The organism is Flavobacterium sp. NKUCC04_CG, assembly GCF_019345525.1.
GTDB lineage: Bacteria > Bacteroidota > Bacteroidia > Flavobacteriales > Flavobacteriaceae > Flavobacterium.
In genome coordinates this window covers 1-19,963 of the sequence record NZ_JAHKRA010000014.1, presented here as the reverse complement: position 1 = coordinate 19,963, position 19,963 = coordinate 1, and the positions used below count along the sequence as shown (strand labels likewise).

Genomic DNA, 19,963 nt, shown 5'->3' with positions numbered 1-19,963 from the left:
ACTAATACTATACCAATTGTTTTAAGGCAATTTCAAAGGCAGTAGCACTGATATTTTGCTTAGAACTATTGCGTTGGTGTGCCGCTTTTAAAGCCTTACCAATAATAGCAGAAGCATCTTCAAAAATAGCCTCATCGGTCAAATCTACTTTAGAACTCATCAAATACGCAAATACACGAGCCATACCACAATTTGAAATAAAATCTGGAATTAAACTGATTTTACTATCTACCATTTCCATAATAGGTCCAAAGAAAATTTCTTTATCTGCAAACGGTACATTTGCTCCACAAGAAATTACCTCTAATCCGTTTCCAATCATTTGATCCAATTGGTCTTTAGTCACCAATCTTGAAGCAGCGCAAGGCGTAAAAATCTCTGCACCTATGCTCCATATTTTAGCATTAATTTCCTCAAAAGGAATCATGTTATCTGCTACTAAAGTATTTCCTTTTTTGTTGATGTATAAGGTTTTAATTTCTTCAAATGAGAATCCGTTTTCATTGATAATACCTCCATCACGGTCGATAATACCCACTACTTTAGCTCCCATTTTAGCTAAATAATAAGCTGCTGCCGAACCTACATTTCCAAATCCTTGGATGATAGCGCGTTTTCCAACAACAGATCCACCGTAAATCGTGTAATAATGCAAAACCGCTTCTGCAACACCAAATCCAGTAATCAAATCAGCTACTTTATATCTCTTGTTTACTTGTGGAGAGTAAACTTCACTTTCTACATCTTTTACAACACCTTGACGCAATTGTCCAATTCTTGTAATTTTCTCTGCTTCAGTAGGTTTAAAATGTCCGTTAAAAACACCTTCCTGTGGATGCCAAAGACCACAAGCCTCCGTCATTGGAATTACTTCGTGAATTTCGTCCACGTTCATATCACCTCCAGTACCGTAATAATTTTTTAACAACGGAAAAACCGCTTTATACCAACGTTCCAAAACGCCTTTTTTACGAGGATCATTTGGGTCAAAGTTAATTCCAGATTTTGCTCCACCTATGGCTGGTCCAGAAACAGAGAACTTTACTTCCATCGTTTTAGCCAAAGACAGCACTTCATTTTTATCTAAACCTTTTCTCATACGAGTACCTCCACCAGCTGCACCACCGCGCAAAGAGTTAATTACGGCCCAGCCTTCTGCTTCCGTTTCTGCATCTTGCCAATGAAATACAATCTCTGGTTCTTTATCCTCGAATTTCTTTAATAAATCTTTCATTTAAAAAATTTTAGTTTTTGATTAGTTCGCACAAATATAACCCCAAAACCAAATACTTTCCAATCCAAATAGACTAATAATTCCATTTTATGGATTAAACACTACTCCTGATGAGTGATTTTCGAATGCTCCGGTTACACTGGCCAAAACATTAACCTGATTCTCGAGTCTTAACACCCCTAAAAGAGCAAATACTAAAGCTTCCTTATAATTTATCAATTGCGAATCTGGAACGACAATAGCTAAATCGGGTTTATAAAAACGAAGTCGCTCCATCAAAAAAGAGTGGTAAGCTCCACCACCAGTAACCAATATATTTTTGCAAAATTCTGGTATAGAGCGTGCTATTTGAAAAGCAATGTGTTCTACATATGTACAAAGCACTTCTTCAACGGTACAAGAAAACGAGTCTATAATTGGCAATAAAAGTGCATTAACCATTTCTATACCCAAGGATTTGGGCGCAGGCAAATCATAAAATGGCAAGAGATTTAATTGCTTCAGCAAAGCACTATTGACCGTTCCGCTTCGCGCAATTAATCCGCCATCGTCGTAACTCCTGCCCAATTTGTTGGCATAGTGATTTAAAACGGTGTTAACCGCAACGATATCGAAGGCCAGGCGCGTTCCTACTGTATCGGTATAAGACATATTAGCAAAACCACCCAAGTTTAAACACGCATCATAATCGGCAAACAACAAGGCGTCTCCAAGTGGAACTAATGGTGCTCCTTGCCCTCCTAACTTCACGTCTTGTATTCTAAAATCACAAACTACGCGCTGTCGGGTTCCCGTTGCTAGATTGGCTAAATTCCCGATTTGCAAAGTATATCCCAATTCCGGGCGATGAAATATAGTGTGCCCGTGGGAACAAATCGCATCGACACTTTTGATGTTATTTCGAAGCATAAAGTCATTGTAAACCACAACTAATAACTCGGTGTATTCCACATTAAGCGCTTTAACATCCTCTTCAGAGGCAAAAACCGCTTGTCTAAGTCGGTCTTCCCAAGCTGTGGAATAGGCAATAGTTTCACAATGTATGATTTCGCTATTCCATTTATTATCCTGATAATCAAAGACTACATAGCACAAATCAATACCATCCAAAGAAGTCCCAGACATCGTACCGATAACCGTATATTTATTTTTTAGCATAGGTTAAAAATAGTAATTCCTCTTGAAGAATTGATAATTATAAAGTATATTTGAAAGCTTATAAAGGACACAAATAATACTTTCAATAAAAAACGAATTAAATGGATTTTAAATTATCAGAAGAGCATTTGATGATTCAGCAAGCTGCGCGTGATTTTGCTCAAACAGAATTGCTACCAGGTGTAATCGAAAGAGATGAAAATCAAATCTTTCCGACTGAACAAGTTAAAAAAATGGGGGAACTGGGTTTCCTAGGAATGATGGTTGACCCTAAATACGGGGGTAGCGGATTGGACAGTGTTGCTTACATTTTGGCTATGGAAGAAATTGCCAAAGTAGATGCATCAGCTGCTGTAGTTATGTCTGTAAACAACTCTTTGGTTTGTGCTGGACTTGAAAAATATTGTAATGAAGAACAAAAACAAAAATATCTAACCCCATTGGCTTCCGGTCAAGTGATTGGTGCTTTTTGTTTGTCTGAGCCGGAAGCGGGTTCGGATGCGACTTCTCAAAAAACAACTGCGGTAGATATGGGAGATCACTATATCTTAAACGGAACTAAAAACTGGATTACCAACGGAAGTACAGCCTCAACGTATATCGTTATCGCACATACACATCCAGAGAAAAAACACAAGGGAATCAATGCCTTCATCGTTGAAAAAGGATGGGCTGGTTTTGAAATCGGAGCCAAAGAGCAAAAAATGGGTATTCGCGGTTCTGATACACATTCTTTGATGTTTACCGATGTAAAAGTTCCTAAAGAAAACAGAATCGGTGAAGACGGATTCGGATTTGCCTTTGCGATGAATGTGTTAAACGGTGGGCGTATTGGTATTGCATCTCAAGCATTAGGAATTGCTCAAGGCGCTTATGAATTGTCTTTAAAATACGCTAAAGAACGCAAAGCATTTGGTACTGAAATTATCAATCACCAAGCTATTGCTTTTAAATTGGCTGATATGGCTACGAATATATCTGCAGCGAGAATGCTTTGTTTTAAAGCGGCTTACGAAAAAGATAACGGTCAAGATATCTCTATTTCTGGAGCTATGGCTAAGTTATTTGCTTCACAAACAGCTATGGATACTGCAGTTGAAGCAGTTCAAATTCACGGTGGAAACGGATATGTAAGAGAATACCATGTAGAGCGTATGATGCGCGATGCTAAGATTACTCAAATCTACGAAGGAACTTCGGAGATTCAAAAAATCGTTATCTCAAGAGGAATTTCTAAATAAACATTTCTCTAAATTATATCAATCAAAAAAGCTGTATCGAACTGATACAGCTTTTTTTTATGCTATCGCTTATATTCAATTGTTAGAAGCCCCAAAATAAGGCTATATCCCCACCTCAATTAACGACACCATTTTTAATCATTATAGCACTAACGGCATATTCTAGGAAACAAACTGCGCTCTATGCTGTAAAATCTGTTGCATATTTTTATTGGCCCAATCGGAGATTGTCGCCATAAGCGGCAACAAACTTCTGCCTAAGGGCGTTAACTGATATTCTACCCGTGGTGGAATAACCGGATATATTTGTCTCGAAATCAACCCATCTGCTTCGAGTTTACGCACAGACACCGTCAGCATTTTTTGCGAGATATCGCCAATTGCCTTATGCATTTCGTTAAATCGCATTACTTCCTGTTCGCCGAGTAGCAAAATAATCAACATAGACCATTTATCTCCAAAACGATCTAATACATTGCGAACGGGACATTGCTCCGTATTTGAAAATTCTCTTATTTTTTTTTCCATCTAATCCGTTGATTATCACTATTAGTTACTTTAACGTAAGTCAGTAACCTGGAGTTAACTTATTGTTTATTAAAAACTTACTTTTTATCTTTGACTTACCAAAAGTAATCATTAATTTCAAAATAAAAAAGATATGTATTTAATAACTGGAACATCTGGAAATTTTGGCCGCATCGCCGCCCAAACCTTTTTAAAAAACAATCCCGACAAACCCTTGGCTATTCTAACTCGTAACGCAAGTAAAGTAAGCGATTTAGAAGCCGATGGAGCGCAAGTTCGCATTGGAGATTACGGTGATTATCCCTCACTTGTTCGAGCCTTTACAGGCACAGAACGTTTGTTGTTTGTATCATCTAACGATATGGAAAACAGAGATACCCATCATAAAAACGTTATTCGCGCCGCTAAAGAAGCGGGAGTAAAACATGTAGTTTTTACCAGCTTTCAATTTAAGTCAACGGCTCTAGACTCACCCAATGCTGCCTTAATGCTGGTTTATGTGGCTACAGAAAACGCACTTAAAGAAAGTGGATTAAACTATACTATATTGCGCAACGGTTTGTATATGGATATGCTCCCAGATATTATAGGCCCCGCAATTTCAGAGCAAAAAGTGCTTTACGCTCCTGCTGAAAACGGTAAGGTTGCCTTTACTTCTAGAGCCGAATTAGCCGAAGCAGCGGCAACGGTTTTAAGTGGAACGGCTTATGTTAATCAAACCTTGGATTTAACCCCATCAAAAGCAGTTACCTTCGCAGAAATTGCCACTATCCTCTCTGCTATATTAAATCAAAACATCAATTATATTTCGCCGAACATTGCTTCGTATAAAACCGCATTAACAGAAGCGGGATTACCGGAGGCTGTAGTCGGATTATTTGCTGGAATTATGGCGAGTATTGCCGCTGGAGAATTTGAAAAAACAGCTTCATCACTCCAACAAATACTGCAAAGAGAACCGACTAGTGTTGCTTCATTTTTAAGCGCTTTTTACATCAAAAAATAAGTAGGTATAAAAAACTAGGCCGTATTGAAAATTCAATACAGCCTAGAATACCAAACAAAAAACATACCCTAAAGTATCTATTGTGTCAACAAAAAAAAACAAAATCACGGCAATTCACCCATAACCACCATTGCATTTTATTTTCACAATAACTTATTCAAAAGTACTGATTACAAATAAAATACAAGGAAAATAAGGTTTAAAAAACAGCACTTAAAGCCTTTTTTACAGAAGATAATTTACCGCCATCATCCTTCCTTCTCATCAATTGCAACAGGCATTTAAATAAAGATAAAAAGCTGTTTATAGGAATATATTAAATGCTTTTGACAAAAACAATTTAGAGCCCTAATTTAAAATAACCGCATAACCAATAGAAATCAAAAAACCGGGTTGCACCAAATCACAGAATGCAACCCAGTTTACAAAAAAAAAACACTATTTATCTCTACTTTATTCTTTCCAAAACGAGTCTGATTTTGGTCACATTTAACTCATAATTCGGTGCAATATCCTCTGATAAAGGATACTCCAATACCACAACATCGGCATTTAAAGTCATTAGTTCACACTTCCTAGCTGATGCAGTACCTAATGAAAGGTACAAAAAACCTAATGCGCTGTTCCAAGTCCCTATAGCCTCGTTGTAAACCTCGCATTTAGCAAGGGCTAAATCATATTCGTAATCTGTAATTTTAAGTGTATTATCTTCCGAAATTTCTAATACATCATTTGGACAAACCTCTGGAAGTTCTATATAATCCATTTCTACGATTTCACCGTTTTCGTCCAGTGCTATTTATTTTGTTATGTTCCAACTTCCAATTAGCAAATTGTCCGCTAATTACGAAGAATCATCATCACTAGAACAAGAATTCACACCAAAAGCAGCGACCAAAAACAATATTAAAAACTTTCTCATAAAAATATATTCTAAAATTTACGCAAAAGTAATGGCTACAGTAAGCAAAACCCAACTTATAAAATATTTAAAAACATCATTTAAAGTCTAATTTAATTGGTAAACGATACTGTTTGATTCTAAAATGCATGCCTAGAGTTATTCTTTTTTCACTAATACGCACAAGCTCAAAAGGCTACTTCAACTCGAAGTGCACGCCTCACTTAGCGAGAGCTCTTCTATATTAAAACCTTTTTAAAGAGGACACTTTAAAAAGAAATAATATCTTTATACTATGAAAAATTCGAAGTCCATCAAGTTTAAAATTCTAATTGTATATATCGTACTGTTTGGTGCGGCTTTATTTTCCGGAGCTTATATTTTTAGGCAAATGAAATTGATCACACTACCCGAACAAAGCGTGATTGAAGAGAGCAATAAAATCTTTATGATTAGTAGTGCTATCAACAATCTATACTCTTCCGAAGCCTCGAGTCGAAGTGCTATTTTGACTGGTAAAACCTCTGAAATCAAAAAATATCATCAACAATTAGACAGTGTTAACCATCAGATTGAATTGATTAAACTCGATGTAGAAACACCCGAATTGATTTTCAAACTGGATACTATTCAACAGCTATTACACAAAAAGAAAAAGAGTTTTGATGAGATTGTCTCTTTTCGGCAAAAGATGAATAGTTCTGAAAATTACGACTTAGCCATCAATCAAATACATCAAGCTAAGGAGCAAATTGAAAAGGATAACAAACCAATCATACACACCACAGAAAAAGAGAAACGATCGCTTTGGGGAAGAATGGTTAAGGCTTGGAAGGCGGAATCGGATACGGTAAAAACCACAATCAACCAACCGGGTTTAACCGATTCGTTGGCTCGAGCGGTCGAACGTATTTTTGAGCAAGCCGCTAAAAAGGAAACCGTGGTTCAGCAGGAACTCCTTAAAAAAGAACATTCCCTCCTGCAAGAAAATAAAAATTTAACCGACCAGCTGCGCTATATTTTAGAAAGTGTAGAACACAATATATTAACTGCTTCATATCAGAAAATCAGCGATTCACGTACGTTAATAGGTAATGCGACAACCAATATCGCTTGGATAGGTACATCGGCTTTAATCACCGTAGTATTGTTGGGCTGGATTATACTAAACGATTTAAATCAAACACAGCGCTACCGTACAGAACTGGAGAAATTAAATGCCGAAAAAGAGGTATTATTACGCAGTAAAACCATGCTTTTAGCTACGGTTACTCACGATATACAAACGCCCTTAGGTAGTGTTTTGGGATTTACCGAATTGCTCAGCAAAACCGATTTAACAGACAAACAGCGGACCTATCTTCAAAACATCCGGTATTCATCTCAATACATCGTAAATTTGGTCGATGATTTAATTGACTTCTCTAAACTGGAAAACAACAAAATAAACATAGAAAAGAAGATTTTCAACTTTAAAGAGCTTATTGATTCAACCTGTATGCCTTTGCAGCAAAATGCGATTAATAAAAATATTACTTTAAAATGGGTTGTCGATGATTCCTTAAATCAGAATTATGTTTCTGACCCGTATCGCATTAAACAAGCTTTGACCAATTTGATTACCAATGCCATTAAATTCACTCAAGAAGGAACAGTATTGATCTCGATTACTCGCGAATTTGAATGGGTCGAAATAAGTGTCACCGATTCGGGTATTGGAATAGCACCCGATCAAATCAACGATATTTTTAAGGAGTTTAAACAAGCTCATGAGGGTATTGAGAAAAAATTTGGTGGTACAGGATTGGGACTAAACATCTCTCAACGCATAGCAGAACTGCTTTATGGCACGATTAGCGTTAAGAGTACTTTAGGGCAAGGTTCTACTTTTACCTTACGTATACCCATACAGGCATCCAATAAAAAAATATCCAAATTAGACAACGAACTTTCCGAAAATGATCTTCATTTTTTGAAAGATAAGCGTTTATTGATTATCGATGACGATGCGCTTCAATTGCAATTAATGCAAGAGGTTTTTGCCCCTTTAGTTAAAGGCCTAACCGTGTTAAATGATGCATCACTGATTATTCAAACACTAGAACAAGAACGGTATGATGTGATTTTAACCGATATTCAAATGCCAAAAGTTGACGGATTTGAATTGATAACGCTATTGCAAAACCACCCTACTTTTGCATCCATTCCCATTATTGCACTATCGGGCAAGCGCGATTTAAGTGCCGAAGACTTTATCGAATTAGGTTTTACCAATTCTCATCCAAAACCGATCCAGATTACTGTCTTGATTCGCATGTTGCAATCCATTTGGGGAATCACGGTTCAAGATGTTCCTACCGCCGCGTTTACGCATCCGAACGACATCCAAGAACTTTATAATTTAACGGGATTAAGGCCCTTTATACAGGATGATGAAGTAGCGATGAAAAACATTTTACAGATTTTTGTCAATAGCACTGAACAAAACCTGTTAGAACTCCGTGAAGCTGCTCAAGTAATGGATGAAAACGCTTTGAGTGACGTGGCTCATAAAATGCTTCCGATGTTTCGACAATTGGAAATCACTACGGTTATTCCGTTGCTAGAGCCCATAGAAGATTATCAATTGGACTATATTACCGCTGCCGATTTAGAAGCTTATATCGACCAATTAGATCAAGAAATAGAAAAGGTATTAGCACTACTAAAAAAAATCGAGCTCCATTAGAGCTCGATTTCATATAATTTTATTTTGTTGTAAAGTGTTTTTCTATCAATACCCAACAATTGGGCGGCTTTGGTTTTATTAAATTTAACCTTTTCCAAAGCGGTACGAATGGCTTGTTCTTCATTACGTGAAGAAAACAATCGTAAATCCTCCTCTTGATTCTCAATATTAACTGCATTTTGAGTACGTATAGCACTTGCTTCAAACATCTCCGCGGGCAAAACTTCTTTTGAGATCCATTCTTCTTTAGTAAGCAAAACCGATCGTTTGATAATGTTTTTCATCTCGCGAAGATTTCCAGGCCAATCGTAACTCAAAAACAGACTTTCTACTTCCGGACTAAAACCGAGAACACGTTTATCTAAGTCGCGATTTGACTGGTTTAAAAAATGATCTGCAAACATCAAAATATCTTCTCGCCTTTCCGCTAAACGCGGAGCTTGAATACCAAATTCGTTAAGTCGATGAAACAAATCCTCTCTAAACTCTCCGTCTTTAACTGCTTTTTGCAAATCCTCATTGGTCGCTGCTATAACGCGGATATCTACTATTACTTCATGATTACTTCCCACAGGTTTCACTTTGCGCTCTTGTAAAGCACGCAACAACTGCACTTGAACTTCATAGGATAAATTCCCCACTTCATCCAAGAAAATAGTACCGCCATTGGCCGCTTCAAAATGTCCCATTTTATCATTAATAGCGCCAGTAAATGATCCCTTTATATGTCCGAAAAACTCACTAGAAGCCAAATCTTTCGGAATAGCACCACAATCAACAGCGATATAAGGTTTTTGGGCACGTTTGCTCTTTAGATGTATTGAATGAGCTATATTTTCCTTTCCAGTACCACTTTCTCCCATAATCAATACAGACATATTGGTCGGTGCCACTAGATTGATGTATTCGTGTAAGGTCGAAGAAGCTTTACTGGCTCCTTCAACAAATTCAGTTGCCTGTCCGCTGTGGTTTGACTGTGCATTAACAACAGTGTCCGTTTCAGAAACCGCTACTTTCTTGGCCGCTTTCTTATCCAAAGCTTGATGAATGGTAAACAGTATTTCATCGGGATTAATCGGTTTACCTACATAATCGAAAGCGCCTAATTTCATCGCATTAACAGCCGTCTTAATTTCCGTATAACCCGTCATTAAAATCACTTGAGTCGCAAATGATTTTTGTTTAATTGCCTTAAGCAATTCAATTCCATCGCTATCGGGCAAGCGTACATCCGTCAATACTACGTCAAAATTCTCTTTGTTAAAACAGATTTCGGCCTCTTTAGAGTTAAATGCATTGGTGACAATAAAACCTTTTTTCTCCAAAAAGGTTTTTAACATAATACAAAAGGATATATCGTCATCAATCACAAGAATTTTATGGCTCATACAAAACTGATTTTTGTTTCTTTAGATACAAATTTAGTGTTTTTTATCGCATAAGCCCTCAAATAGATTCAAGAAAAACCCTAGTAAACACAAAAGGAGGCTATTGCCTCCCTTTGCATGAAGATTTCTCTTCATCACCTTACTAACGATTTTGCGTTACCTTTTAAGTTGGTAACAAACTTCATTCTATTTTTCTTTTTCAAAGCAATGTCTTAAATTAATATACCCATCACTAGGCGATTAACAAAAAACTATTTTCATAACACTTTTACACTTAATTATACTATCAAAATCATGCCAGATAATTAAAAAGCCCTACAAGAACCTTAAAACACTAAAAACCAAGTAACTATTTAAAATAACAACACAAATTCATTGGAGAAAAGTCGGCACTATTTTTCTACAGTTGTGGAAAAAATCCACAAAAAACAGGGAATTAGAACGGATAACCGATGGCTATATTAAAAATCAAATTGTCTTTTCGCCATTGACTATCGCCAAAATCAACCTTATCTAGGGTCCATCGACTGGCTTCAGGAAGATAAGGCACCCGTATCGGAAATGCTAAATCGGTTCGAATAACCAAAAATGAAATATCAAAACGCAATCCGGCACCGATACCAACAGCCAATTCTTTATAAAAATCCTTTGATATTTTTCCGCCTGGCTTTTCGATATCTTCGTGCAATAACCAAATATTACCCGCATCCATAAACAAAGCACCATGAACAATACTAAAAAGCTTTGCTCGGTATTCTACATTCAACTCCAAGGTAATATCGCCTGATTGATCCGGCATAAATCCGGAAGTATTCTGCGTTGGGTTAAAACTACCCGGACCTAATGAACGCGATCTAAATGCACGAATACTATTGGTTCCACCAACAAAAAACTGCTTGATATAAGGCATTTGTTCGGAGTTCCCGTATGGAAATCCGATTCCAGCGACTATCCTTGTTGCCAATTGCGAATTTTTCGTTAGTCGACGATAATACCTAAAGTCGTTTTCAACTTTTACATATTGACTAAACGGCACTCCCAATATCGATTTTTGCTCTCCGTCTTCTTCACTGGCTTTCATCAATAAACCCGTTAAGTTGGCAGACAAATCCAATATACCTTTGTAATAAATGGTGTTCTTTTTAAACTTCTGCATCGTATTGGTATAGGTATAAGAATACTTAGGACCAAATATTAACTGTTTATCCAAAACATGTTGTAACGAAGGATTGTCAACAATTTCTTGCTGATATAAGTCACTAACCTTCTCTGGACTTACATAATTGATGTCGATGATATTTAACTCGTGTTCTTTTTTAATGTCTTCTTTCCACAAATACCCAAACGATCCCTTAAAAGAATGTAAAGCATACAGTTTGGTTCGGTTTTGAAATTCATATCCCAGAGTAGCCTTAGTTCTCGGAACATAACCACTTGCCGAGTGAAATTTAAAGGGCGAAATAATCCGTGGCCAAATCAGATTGGCTTCGGTACCAAATTTATAAATATCATATCCTTTATTGGCAGAAGACATTTGAAAATCCATTCCACCATAGGCCGAAATGGTAAACAACTCTGCTCCTTTAAAAAAATTGCGATTCCTCCAATTAAGATTGATTTCAGATCCCGTATAACTGGCAGAATTGGTTTTTCCCAACAATTCCAAACGAATTGATTTGGGTTCGTCTGGTGTTAAAAAATAAAATGAATTTAAAGTATGCTTAGTGGAATCCGCAATTACAAATTGATTTTTAACAAACTTAAAAGTTCCCAAATTCACCAATCTATTTAAAGATAAATTGTGATTGGTTCGGTTATATAAATCGCCTTTTTTAAAATACAAGGTTCGGTCATAAATCTGAGGTCGAAAACGTTTTGTTGGATCGACAATAATAAAATCATTATACGGCTTAATCGTATCCCATACACTCGCATTTAGATTGGATTCATTTAAAGAATAATCAGTATATACCACCACCTTTTCTATGGTATAAGGGCTCTTAGCTACAGTAGGTGTCGTTTCTTTTACCTTGACAAAAAGATCTACCTGATTATTACCCACGGTACTATCTACTTGTACCAACAAATAATCGGGATTAAAATAATAATATCCTTTTTCCTTTAAGCGACTATCGATACGGATGCGTTCGTTTTTAACCACCTCCAAATTGAAGGGCTTGCCCTTTTTGAGCAAACTGCGTCTTTTGGTCTTGTAAATCTCCTTTTGTACTTCAGTAGAATCCGATACAAATGTAATATTTCGAATGCTAAATACCTTTTGGGGCTTTACGGTATAAACCACTTCAACCCTTTTGCTTTTCACAATGCTATCCGAATTTACTTTTGTATTAAAATAGCCTTGATTTTCGGCATAATTAGACATTATTGCCTCATTATAGTCCAAATCTACTTTACCATACAATACAGGGGCCTCACCTAACTTATTACGTATCCAATGTCGTATTCCCTTATCTTTTTTTGGTTCTCCCGCTAAATTATAGAAATACAATTTGGGACGTAATCCCAATATTTTGGAATTGGGTTTCGGCCGCACCAACTCTTCTAAACTGCTGCGTAATTCCTTTTTTTGACTTTTGGAAAGCGAATCGTCTTCAATCTTAATGGAAGCACCAACATAGAGCAATTCACCCGATTTTAGATAACGCGTATTACTACAAGAACTTAATCCCATAACCAATACTATCAATCCTCCTACCAATATATAAACCTTATTCATGCTTTTCTACTTTGGTTTGACGTCTTAATGTTTTTCTCTCTTTACTTCGTTCAAACAATTCTCTAAAATGCTCATAACTCATTGTTATTATAAAACCTACCCCCGTTTCAACCACCTGTCCTTGTAAAGCAACTTGATATTGGTTTTTTCGATATGCACGCAACATATAACGCCCGTCTTTGGACAACATATATTCGACAGACAAATCGCCTGCAATATTGGTGGATTGTTCATTCTGACGCTCTGAACCTTCCAAACCAAAAGTACTACCTATAGTTACTTTTAATCGATCGTCTAACATTCTTTTGGAAACACCTACATTTAAATCGGTTCGATTCTCTTTTTCACCAGAGCTATAATCTTCGGTAGATTGCAAATCAAAATCCATTTCTATTCCAGCAATTAAATCTCCTGCCAAATTATTGAGTTGCTCCGATAGTATTTTACTCACACTTTGTCTGGCCATCGACTCGGCACTCATACCACCCGCTTCACTTGCAAATGGATTTTCTCCTACAAAACGACTTAATAGCAATAAGGCAAATACCTGTTTATTCATTTCAGAAGGTTGCAAACGCAACTGTTCCAATTTGGCTTTAGTATTAGATAAAACATCAGAAGAAACCGAGCTATTATCCTCAGGCAGGGTAATGTCGAAACTAATCTCCGGCTTGAGTAACTCCCCCTTCATCTTTAGTAATGTCTGAAAAAGAATTTTTTGTTTATAAGTATTCTTAACCATTGGAGTTAATCCAGATAGCTGACTTTCCAATAAATCAATCGGAGCCGTTTTTACATTATAAATCGCCGTTAAATCAAGCGTTGCCATGGTGGGTTCGCCAGTCCATATTATATTACTTCCCTTTTGAATATCAAATTTTCGTCTTAAAAAATTAAAAGACATCTCGTAAGACCCCTCAGTAAATTCATATTTACCCGTTAAAGTCGTTTTACCTGATGGGTCGATACCTCCCGTCAATTCGGCTTCACCTTTTAATTTCAACATATCACCGTTGGCTTTATCAATCACCAAAATTAATTCCGCTTCTTTATCGACCTGAATATCAACAGACACATCCATTCCCTTCAAATCGGATTCATTAATTTGATTCCCTATTTGTATGGTTTGTAACAGTCTTTGATCGCGTTGATCAATAAATTCGACTATGCCTTCTCGGTCGGCAATCGATGGATCTTGCTGTGGCATGACTACCGTAAACTTGGTGTTTTTATCAATAGCTACTTTTCCAATGACCTCGGGTTTATTTAAATCACCAGTAATTTTTAAATTGGCGTCTAAATAAAGATTACCGTAATAAAAATCATTGTCTTTTTCAGTGGAACTGATCGCTTTAAAATTATTAGTAACCACGGTTAAGTCAAACTTAAAGTCCGAGTAATTTTTAGTATTTACACGTCCATCAATAGCCAATTTATTATTGTCGGCATCCGTAATTTCGAAGCGATGCAGTACAATTCCCGTAGGTGTAAAATCTATGGTTTCGTTGATGTTTTTATAATCTGCATTTAATGGAACTGCATGAATACTGACGTTATTAAATTTAAATTGCCCCAAAACAGCCGGTTTGGCAGCCGTACCTGTTATATCAAAAACTCCAGATAAAAACCCTTCCGAATTGGAAATGTTTCCCATAGAAAAACCTTCTACCGTTGCCATTTGTAATTGATCAATTTTCATTTCGAGTTTAAACGTTTTGTCGATGGCATAATATGCCCCTTGCAATGCCATTTGATTCCCTTGCCCAGTTAATTCTACCTTGGCATCGTATTGATTAGGCAATTCGTTGCTAACGGCTATCGATAAATCACCCACTTTAGCTTCCATTACCTCCAATTCCGTGACTGTAACATCAGAAACAAAAACCAAATCCTTCGTTAAATGACGTAATTCTACTTGACCATCAATAAATCCTTTAGCAAAAGTGACATCTTTTTTGACTATAGCCGTGAGTGTCTGTATATCGAAACGGTTGAAATTAACAACCAAAGGCGAGTCAAAGGCCGTGGTTTGCGACTGTAATTCCATTTTACTGCCCGCTTTGGACAACACAAAATCTTGCGCATTAATACCTGCTGTTGCTATTCTAATTTGATTATTAGGTGTTACTTCCCAACTTTCATAATTCAGTTTAAGTGATTCCGGTAATAACTTAAGCTGTAAATAATCTGGTAAGGTTTCTAAACTTCCAGCTATTCCATATTGAACCTCGTTTTCCGAATCTTTTACCTCCAAATCATAGGTTAAGATGTTATCGTGCACAGCTCCATCTAAAAGCACTTGATTAATAGCAAAGCTTTCGGTTTGAATCTTATCTACAGAGAAACTATAGGCCAATGCATTATTTTTAGGTTTTAAATCAAAACCGATATTCGACACCGTATTTTTCCCATATTCCACATTAGGTATATTGGCACTAAAGGCAATATAGTCTTGCGCAGACACGTATTTCCCATCGGCAACTATATTGTCAAAACGCTTTAATTCCGGTAAGAATTTAGTCAATATGGGGTCGTTTTTCACCAATATCTTTAAATTGACTTCTTGATCCCCTATTACCGCGGTTTCTTTGCCTTTCTTCGTGGTTTTTAAATCCTCATAGCTTTGTTGGTTCAGATTAAAATATTTAGAAAATGTCTTTTTTAAAGCTATAGGCAATTGGGTCAACTGATATTTACCCGTTACCGACACATCAGCCAATTGAGATTTTAAAACCATGGAATTAGACGTATCGTCAGCAATTGCTTCAAGCGAAATTTGATTTAATGCAAACACGTCTTTTCCGTTGGCTAACGCAAAATCGTCTATATTTAGCGTACCGTTTAAGTTATCGGGATTTAAGTCGGAAAAATTAGCCGTAACTAGCCCTTTAAACGCCATAGGTTGATCGGTGAGATGCAACTGTAACAAATCAACTTTAACAAAATCACCATCCATTTCGAGAGTCATTTTCTTTTCATCCAATTGTCCATTAGCTTTAAGAACAAACTGAATGTTAGCATCATTCATTTCGGTTTGCAGCTGATAAACCCCCTCTTTTACTGTACCAGAAAGCAATAAGTCCTTATAATTGTATCCATTGAATTGAGCCTGTAGTAAATGACCAGACAAGGTTGCATTGGCCATTTTAGGGTTAAAACTCTGTCCGGATGCTACAAAATTCAAACTTACTTTACCCACAGAATCGTTTTTAATCAAACGACCTATATCAAAATTTTGAACTACGGCATCTACTCTATATTTTTCCTTGTTTTTATAACGTTGATCGAGTTGCGCTATTAAAGAAACCGCGCCATAACTAGAATTTAATTTTAAATTGGTATTGAAATTACTAATTCCGCCTTTAAAATTTCCCTTTACAGAAAACAGCGCTGGTAATTTTATATTATCGGGTACCACTCCTTTGGGAACGATACTTAACAAATCTTTGGACGTTGTTTGAAAGTCTTTAATATCAAGGTCAAAATAGGCTTTCTCCACATCGGGTAAGCCTTTAATACGCCCGGTAACCTGTGCAAAAGTAGAACCAAATCCCTTGATAAAAAACTTGTTAATAACCAAGTCTTTCACAGGACCTTTTACTTGTGCATCGATGGTTAATACTTCGTTAGGATGGTTTTTAAACAACGGCTGTTTATCCAAATCAGGAACAAACAACAAAACATCTTTAAATCCTAACTTACTATCTACCAATGAGGCGTCAACCACAACGTCTTCTAAATGATTTGTAAAACTATCTGCGTTTTCATACATTAAAACTACTTCGCGTTGCAATAGGGTTTGCGGGGTCTTTAGGTAAAGATCTTTTAAAAAAGCCGTCTGCGCCCCATACATAAAATACGTTCGCATTTCTTGAATTTCTAAACCACATTGCTCTTGTATTTGCGCACTTTTAATGGCTCCAGAAATATTATTGGGTGCAAATTGAAAATCCTGTAATTCTAAATTTAACTTTGAAAAGTTTAAGTGTTTATAGTCTATACCACGCAATTGCTTTACAGCATTTTCGTCGTCGAATTGCACTGCTAATCCCTGTAATTTTAATTCGCCCAAAGCTAAATTCCAAGGATTATCATCAACAGTTACGGTTTCAACTACTGGCGTCTGCGGTGTGGCAATTTTAGGTTTGTTGGATTTTAGTAATCGAACTACAGCTTTGGTATCGTTTATATTTAATGCATCAATAACCACATCGCGATTGGCGAAATCCAATTTATCTATAATAAGCGTTAGTGTTTTTAAATCGACTTTAGAATACAATTGAGAAACGGCATCGTCGTATTCTATATCAATATGCGAAAGATTAATATCTCGCAATTGCAAATCCAACATTTTACCCTCCGAAATCGAATCTGATTTATGAACCACTACTGCTTCAAGCGGATCAACAATACTGCGTTTAAAACGAACATCAACGCCATCTAAATCTATTTTTGGTATATTAAAAACCAGCTGTTCCAAATCAAATCGTTTGACTCTAGTAGAAAATCGATTTAATTTTAAGTATAAATCATTGCCCCCATATTGGTCGTCAAACGTAACAAATATCTTGTTTAAGTCGATACGATCTAGCGAAATCACAAAGGGTTTGGAGTCTTTATCAGGATCGTCTTCTGTGGCAAAAGCATCGATGATATAGTCAAAATTAAAGCGCTGGTTTTGATCTCTTTTTACATGAGCAACAAAATTATCCAATGCAATAGAGTTCAGTTCTACAGTATTGTTTAGCAATTTAAACAACGAAATATCCACCGCTAAATTATCTGCATACAGCAAAGTATCCTTTTGTTGCGATTCCAAATAAAGTCCTTTGATTACTATTTTTTTGGGGAAACCAATCTCAATGCGTTGCAACGCTACTTTAGTTCCTATTTTCCCTTCCAAATAATGAATAGCTTGGTCCTTAATTTTATTCTGAACAGAAGGAATTTGTATTAAAATGATAAGCACGACAAACAACAAGAAAACAGCGAGCATAATCCACGCTATGATCTTCGCTGATTTTACGAATATTTTCTTCAAAATAGCTACTTTTTAAGAACAAAAATAGCGAAAAAGAATGGCTCCTTGTACAAATAGTTAATATAATTAATTTAAGTTGTATACTGAGATTCGAAATTCAAAGTTCGCGAAATGTCCAGCAACTCTATTATTCAATTTTACCAGTAACAAAACAGCCGAAGAACTAGAAGGAGATTACCAATATGATTGCATTTTTTAGAAACAAAAATCGGTATAAAACAAAAAATCTTCCCAAGAGGAAGATTAAAAGATGGCAAGCGACCTACATCGCACCGCTACGACTACATACCTTTGCTGCGTTCCCACCCTGGAGGATTCTATAGGAGCTGGTCGTGTAGGACTTGCCAGTGCAAAGATACAATCTTTTTATATTTTTACAAGTGATTTGTAAGTTATATAGTAGATTTGTATCTTGTACAAAATATAAAATTGAAATGAAAAAACATAACTTTCTTATTGCCTTATCCTTAAGTGCTGCTTTTTTTTCTTGTGAGGACAAAAAAAAATCTGAAGAAAACACATTTAGTATCGATTCGAGTCAGTTAAAACAGGTTTATCACACCAATGATGCTTTAAAATTGTCTATATCCAATAAAAATAATGCCCCTATAGATTCGGTAGCTTATTATTTAAATGATAAAAAAATAGGGGCTTCCAAGGAAAATCAAGTTTTAAATTTCCCATTAGAAAATGAAAAATTAGGCGGTATGACCATTAAAGCCATCATCTACCAAGGTGCTACGCCAATAGAAACAACCAGCCATATCGAATTGGCTTCGTCTGTTGTTCCCAAAATTTTACAATATAAAATCATCAACACCTACCCTCACGATATTAAAGCTTATACACAAGGGCTTGAATTCCTGGACGATATCTTAATAGAGAGTACCGGAAATGGCGCGGGGAACGGAACGGGGAAAAAGGGAATTTCGAGTATTCGAAAAGTGGATTATAAAACGGGAAAGGTCTTAAAAATTGTAGAATTACCAGAAACTGTTTTTGGAGAAGGTGCTACCGTATTAAATAACAAAATTTATCAGTTGACTTACAAAAACAACGAGGCCTATGTTTATAATGCAGAGACCTTAGTGCGCGAACAAACCATTCCGTATTTTGCAAAAATGGAAGGTTGGGGACTTACCAATGACGGAACTAATTTATATATGAGCAACGGATCAGAGCGCGTTTATATAATTGACCCAAAAACCTTTAAAGAATTAGACTACATCAACATTTACACCAATAACGTTAAAATTGGCGCAATCAATGAAATGGAATGGGTTGATGGAAAAATCTACGCCAATATTTATGGAGAACGGGCCATCGCCATTATAAACCCGAAAAACGGTACAGTAGAAGCCGCTGTTGACCTTTCTGAACTTCAAACCCAAGTAACTTATCATCCAGACCTTGATGTCTTAAACGGTATTGCATACAATCCAAAGACTAAAACTTTCTTTGTTACTGGGAAAAACTGGGATAAGATGTTTGAGATTGAAATCATTCAGAATTAGATGCTTTTACAGTCATTAGAAACTGATTCTGTATTAAACTAATAATAGAGGCTGTCTCAAAAAAGGACAGCCTCTATTATTTTAAAGCTCAACAATATTCAATTGGGTAACATTCTTCTTTTTCAAAAAATTTAAATTTAAAATCTTTTATGCTCCTGCAAAAAGCAATTTTTTCAACTATTGACAAAGAAAAAAGATAAGCTTCCGTAACTTTTTATTCCTCCTTGAGCTACCAAACTGGACGTTGTTGTTATGAGTAGCTGCAAAATTTTATTTTACTAAAATCTTTTGAGTGACTTTATGTCCGTCGTAGTCCAGTAAGGCCAATATATATTGTCCGGAAGCTAAATGCCCTAAGCTGACCTCTTGCAATTGAATATGTCCCTTGGCTACTATACGCGCTTGCAAGTCGTAAACCTCATAATACTTCCATAACCTATCCGATTGCCAATATACTTTATCGCTAGTCGGATTCGGATAGAGCACC

Annotated in this window: 12 protein-coding genes and 1 other RNA gene; 4 read left to right on the top strand and 9 right to left on the bottom strand. The window is 36.3% G+C overall.

All coding sequences use genetic code 11. The features are described from left to right. Positions 1-7 precede the first annotated feature (7 nt). Both KO524_RS11355 and KO524_RS11350 read right to left on the bottom strand, forming a co-directional pair. Positions 8-1,234 carry a Glu/Leu/Phe/Val dehydrogenase dimerization domain-containing protein gene (locus tag KO524_RS11355; protein WP_219294149.1) on the bottom strand — a complete coding sequence of 409 codons (1,227 nt, stop codon included), beginning with the start codon at positions 1,232-1,234 and terminating at the stop codon, positions 8-10. A gap of 87 nt (positions 1,235-1,321) precedes the next feature. Next, positions 1,322-2,392 carry an anhydro-N-acetylmuramic acid kinase gene (locus tag KO524_RS11350; protein WP_219294147.1) on the bottom strand — a complete coding sequence of 357 codons (1,071 nt, stop codon included), beginning with the start codon at positions 2,390-2,392 and terminating at the stop codon, positions 1,322-1,324. Positions 2,393-2,493: 101 nt separating this feature from the next. Here KO524_RS11350 and KO524_RS11345 point away from each other — a divergent pair, with 101 nt between their 5' ends. After that, positions 2,494-3,633 (top strand): acyl-CoA dehydrogenase family protein, encoded by a 1,140-nt coding sequence (locus KO524_RS11345; RefSeq protein WP_219294145.1) that lies wholly within the window; start codon positions 2,494-2,496, stop codon positions 3,631-3,633. A gap of 162 nt (positions 3,634-3,795) precedes the next feature. Here KO524_RS11345 and KO524_RS11340 read toward each other — a convergent pair whose 3' ends face one another. Next, positions 3,796-4,161, bottom strand: a complete 366-nt coding sequence (locus KO524_RS11340; RefSeq protein ID WP_219294143.1) for a helix-turn-helix domain-containing protein — start codon at positions 4,159-4,161, stop codon at positions 3,796-3,798. Between the two features lie 133 nt (positions 4,162-4,294). Between KO524_RS11340 and KO524_RS11335 the strand changes: the two genes are divergently transcribed. Continuing rightward, entirely contained in the window at positions 4,295-5,167 is an 873-nt protein-coding gene (locus KO524_RS11335) for an SDR family oxidoreductase (protein WP_219294141.1), read from the top strand. A 448-nt stretch (positions 5,168-5,615) separates the two neighbouring features. On the opposite strand, the gene KO524_RS11330 is transcribed toward KO524_RS11335, so the two are convergent. Next, positions 5,616-5,933: a hypothetical protein gene (locus KO524_RS11330; protein WP_219294140.1), complete on the bottom strand. Its 318-nt coding sequence runs from the start codon at positions 5,931-5,933 to the stop codon at positions 5,616-5,618. Between the two features lie 430 nt (positions 5,934-6,363). On the opposite strand from KO524_RS11330, the gene KO524_RS11325 reads away from it, so the two are divergent. Further along, a complete protein-coding gene (locus KO524_RS11325; protein ID WP_219294138.1) occupies positions 6,364-8,796 on the top strand; it encodes an ATP-binding protein in 2,433 nt (810 codons plus the stop codon). Here KO524_RS11325 and KO524_RS11320 read toward each other — a convergent pair. From KO524_RS11320 to ffs, 4 genes are all read right to left on the bottom strand, one after another. Continuing rightward, positions 8,793-10,184: a sigma-54 dependent transcriptional regulator gene (locus KO524_RS11320; protein ID WP_219294136.1), complete on the bottom strand. Its 1,392-nt coding sequence runs from the start codon at positions 10,182-10,184 to the stop codon at positions 8,793-8,795. The two genes, KO524_RS11325 and KO524_RS11320, sit on opposite strands and share 4 nt — an antisense overlap. Positions 10,185-10,620: 436 nt before the next feature. Then, positions 10,621-12,921, bottom strand: a complete 2,301-nt coding sequence (locus KO524_RS11315; RefSeq protein WP_219294135.1) for a BamA/TamA family outer membrane protein — start codon at positions 12,919-12,921, stop codon at positions 10,621-10,623. After that, on the bottom strand, positions 12,914-17,962 hold the full coding sequence (locus tag KO524_RS11310) for a translocation/assembly module TamB domain-containing protein (protein ID WP_219294133.1): 5,049 nt from the start codon (positions 17,960-17,962) through the stop codon (positions 12,914-12,916). The genes KO524_RS11315 and KO524_RS11310 overlap by 8 nt, the downstream gene beginning before the upstream one ends. 248 nt (positions 17,963-18,210) lie before the next feature. Further along, positions 18,211-18,309, bottom strand: an RNA gene (ffs, locus tag KO524_RS11305) — signal recognition particle sRNA small type. Between the two features lie 87 nt (positions 18,310-18,396). Between ffs and KO524_RS11300 the strand changes: the two genes are divergently transcribed. Beyond that, positions 18,397-19,476, top strand: coding sequence for a glutaminyl-peptide cyclotransferase (locus tag KO524_RS11300; RefSeq protein ID WP_219294131.1), 1,080 nt, complete (start codon positions 18,397-18,399; stop codon positions 19,474-19,476). 270 nt (positions 19,477-19,746) lie between these two features. Here KO524_RS11300 and KO524_RS11295 read toward each other — a convergent pair. Further along, a partial coding sequence (locus tag KO524_RS11295) for a T9SS type A sorting domain-containing protein (protein WP_219294129.1) occupies positions 19,747-19,963 on the bottom strand: 217 nt, incomplete at its 5' end.